Here is a 508-nt window from a genome sequence, read left to right as displayed (position 1 = left end):
TGTTAGAAAATATTAGGTCAATACAGTCATTTTGCTTCAAATGACCCTATTTTCCTAAGAATGCAACTTGTTTTAGCCAATATCTGCCGTTAACCTTTTTAAAACACTCCGTTTATCTATGATAATAACCGAAGCTATAAGGACAACTTTACAACAGCGTCAACCCAGCTAAAGCCAGTCGCCAAGCTATTTTCGTTTGTCAAGTGGACGCTCAAATGAGAGGCGACCATTTGACTGGATGCAACACTGCATCCTCTATCCCTTCATCTAATGAAAATTTAGGGAATACTTTTCTGATTATCTGCAAGGCTCCGTTAATATCCGCATTAACCAGTCTGCCGTTATTCGACTGGAACAGCCCACGGTGAATGCGTCTGTTAATCGGGGTTTTGCCTTGTCTTTTACGGCTCTGGTTGCCGTTTTCCCAGCAAGGCTTTTCATGATCCAAAGCACTTGTCTGACTAGTGTAGCTTTCATTAGTTCTAATGACGCTAATGCCGGCTAGGTT

At 41.7% G+C, this 508-nt stretch carries 1 pseudogene; it reads right to left on the bottom strand.

From position 1 onward, the window contains the following. Window positions 1-211: 211 nt before the first annotated feature. A pseudogene (locus HMPREF0518_RS09400) lies at window positions 212-508 on the bottom strand (RNA-guided endonuclease InsQ/TnpB family protein); the annotation flags it as partial.

The sequence above is a fragment of the Lactobacillus helveticus DSM 20075 = CGMCC 1.1877 genome (genome assembly GCF_000160855.1).
GTDB lineage: Bacteria > Bacillota > Bacilli > Lactobacillales > Lactobacillaceae > Lactobacillus > Lactobacillus helveticus.
The sequence above is the reverse complement of the archived record's forward strand: the minus strand, read 5'-3'. Positions and strand labels throughout refer to the sequence as shown.